Consider the following 3,206-nt stretch of genomic DNA (forward strand, 5'->3'; position numbering starts at 1 on the left):
CGCGGCGTTCGCCGCGGGCAGGCCGAGATCGGCCGCGGCGATGGCCTCGCCGCGCGCCAGCAGCGCGGCGCGCTGCAAGGTGTTGCGCAGTTCGCGCACGTTGCCGGGCCAGGCGTGCGCGAGCAGCGCGCGCTCGGCGTCCTCGCCCAGGCGCTTGCCGGCGCCGAGCGGGTTGTCGGCGAGGAAGTGGCGCGCCAGCGGCAGCACGTCGTCGCGGCGTTCGCCCAGCGGCGGCAGGTCGATCTGGATGGTGTTGAGGCGGTAGTACAGGTCCTCGCGGAAGCGGCCGTCGCGGATCATCGCCGCCAGGTCGGCGTTGGTCGCGCTGATCACCCGCACCTTGACCTGGCGCTCGCGGTTGGAGCCGAGCCGTTCGAAGCGCCCGGTTTCCAGCACGCGCAGCAGCTTCATCTGCCCGGCCGGCGGCAGGTTGCCGATTTCGTCGAGGAACAAGGTGCCGCCGTCGGCGGCTTCGAACTTGCCCTCGCGCATCTTGTTGGCGCCGGTGTAGGCGCCGGCATCCGCGCCGAACAGTTCGGCTTCGATCAATTCGGTCGGCAGCGCGCCGCAGTTCAAGGTCACGAACGGGCCGGCGGCGACCGACGAATTGGCCTGCACGATCTCGGCGATCTTTTCCTTGCCGGCGCCGTTGGGCCCGACGATGAGCACCGGCACGTCGGCGCGGGCGACGTGGCAGGCCAGTTCCACCACCCGCGTCATCGGCTCGGAGGCGAACACCAGGCCGCGCAGGTCGTAGCGCGCGTCCAGCTCGCGGCGGGCGCGGCGGCGCTGCTCGTGCAGGCGGTTGACCTCGCGCGCGCTGTCGCCGAGTTCGAGCAGGTTCTCCACGCTGGCCAGCAGCTTCTGGTCGTCCCAGGGCTTGGCCAGGTAATCGGCGGCGCCGGCCTTGGCCAGGTCGACGGCGATGTCCAGGTGGGTCCAGGCGGTCAGCAGGATGATCGGCAGGTCGGGGTGGCGCGCGCGGATCGCGCGGAACAGCGCCACGCCTTCCTCGCCGGAGGTGGTGTCGGCGGTGAAGTTCATGTCCTGCAGCACCAGCCCGACGTCTTCGCGCGCCAGCGTCTGCAGGCCTTGCTCGGGCGATTGCGCAGTCAGCACGCGGATGTCGCGCAGGCCGAACAGCAGATCGAGCGCGGTGGCGACCGCGGGGTTGTCGTCGATGACCAGAACGGTGCGCATGGAGGGCCGTGGGCGGACGCGAGGGCGGAGGCGGCGGAAAACGTGCGGGTAATCGCGTTTTCCAGATGCCGAGTATGCCAGCGCGCGACGCGGGCGGCGTGGGACGAACGGCGGGGGGCGGTCGCCGCGCCGGCGATGCCGGCGCGGGACGCGCGATCCGGGCGGAACCAGGACCGGCGACGCGGCCGGGCCGGACGCGCGCATCGCCGGGATGCGCGCGCGGCCTGAGGTCATTGCGCGCCGGCGGCGGCGCCGTCGCTTGCGTTCTTGCGCGCGGCGATCCACTCGTCGACCCGCGCCTCCAGCTCGCTCAGCGGCAGCGCGCCGCCGCCGAGCACGCGGTCGTGGAACGCGCGCACGTCGAAACGCGCGCCCAGCTCGCTCTGCGCCCGCGCGCGCAACTCGCGGATCTTGAGCTGGCCGACCTTGTACGCCAGCGCCTGGCCCGGCCAGGCGATGTAGCGGTCGGCTTCGGCCTGGATGTTGGGTTCCTCCATGTCGGAGTGATCGCGCATCCACTGCACCATCTGCTCGCGGCTCCAGCGCTTGTAGTGCACGCCGGTGTCCAGCACCAGGCGGTTGGCGCGGATCAGCTCCTGCGAGAGCCGGCCGAAGTCGCTGTAGGGATCCTGGTAGAAGCCCACTTCCTTGCCCAGGTCTTCCGAATACAGGCCCCAGCCTTCGATGAAGGCGAGCTGGCCGAGCAGGGTGCGGAACTTCGGCAGCGCCGGCAGCTCGCGGGCGATGGTCATCTGCAGATGATGGCCGGGCACGCCTTCGTGATAGGCCACCGCTTCGACCGTGGTCAGCAGGCGCTTCTCCGGCTCGCCGGTGTTGACCGTGATCAGACCCGGACGCTTGCCGTCGGGCGTGCCGGCCATGTACTGCGCCGCCGAGGCCTCTTTCTCGCGCCAGGTTTCCACCGCCTGCACCTGCACCTTGGCCTGGGGCAAGGTGCCGAACAGCTGCGGCAGCTTGGTTTCCATCTGCGCCAGGTACTTGCGGTACTCCTCCAGCAACTGCTCGCGCGAGGCCGCGTGACGCTTGGGATCGGCGGCGACCGCATCGCGCATCGCCTTGAGGCTGGCGTAGCCCAGGCGCTGGGCGATCTCGCCCTGCGCCTTTTCGATCCGCTCGACTTCGCTCAGGCCGAGGCGGTGGATCTCCTCGGGCGGGGTCGTGGTGGTGGTGTATTGCTCGATCGCGTAGCGGTACAGCGCATCGCCGTTCGGCAGCGACCACACGCCGTACTGCTCGCGGCCGTGCGGCGCGTAGTCCTCGCGCACGAACCGCGCCAGCTCGCGCAACGCGGGCCGCACTTCGCCGTCGACCGCGGCGAGGATCTCGCGGCGCAGGCGTTCGCGCTCTGCGGCCGGGATCGACTCGGGCATCTTCTTCAACGAGGCGGCGAAGACGTTGTCGGCGCCGGCCGCGGCGGCCAGGTTGTCGCACTGCGAGGCGACCTTCTCCAGCAGATAGCGCGGCTGCATCAGCCCGTCCCTGGCGCCCTGGCGGGCGACCCCGGTCACCTGCTGCAGCAGCTTGGGCAGCGCGTGCAGGCGGGTGAGGTATTGCTGGTACTGCCTGGCGTCGTTGAACGGGAACGCGCTGACCAAGGCGGTGAGGTTGAGGTGGACGCCGACGAACTGGTCCAGCGGCATCTCGTGGGTCTTGAGTTCGTAGCCGCGGATCGCGCTCTTGAGCCAGGCCACCATCAGCCGCTGGTTGAGCCGGTCGGCTTCGGCGAAGCCGCGGGTGTCGACCGCTTCGAACTCGGCCAGCATCTTTTCGTATTCGCGCTGCATCCGCGCGGCGCCGGCCAGCGAGTAGTCCGACCAGGCGTCGTTGTAGCGGTAGTCGCCGAAGAAGCTCGCCTGTTCCGGCAGCAGGCGCATCAGCTGTTCCCACTGGCGGTCGAGCAGGGCGTTGAAGGCGGCCACGCGGCGGGCGACGTCGGCCGTGCCCGCGTCGCCGGCGGCGGGCGCCGCGGTCTTGGCCGCGCTCGC

At 70.9% G+C, this 3,206-nt stretch carries 2 protein-coding genes; both read right to left on the minus strand.

The genetic code is table 11. The features are described 5' to 3' along the window. Positions 1-1,200: sigma-54-dependent transcriptional regulator (locus A7A76_RS19105; protein ID WP_206412697.1), on the minus strand; the 1,200-nt coding region annotated here is incomplete at its 3' end. Positions 1,201-1,430: 230 nt separating this feature from the next. Next, positions 1,431-3,206: DUF885 domain-containing protein (locus tag A7A76_RS19110; protein ID WP_206412698.1), on the minus strand; the 1,776-nt coding region annotated here is incomplete at its 5' end.

This window comes from Lysobacter enzymogenes, from assembly GCF_017168095.1.
GTDB lineage: Bacteria > Pseudomonadota > Gammaproteobacteria > Xanthomonadales > Xanthomonadaceae > Lysobacter > Lysobacter enzymogenes_D.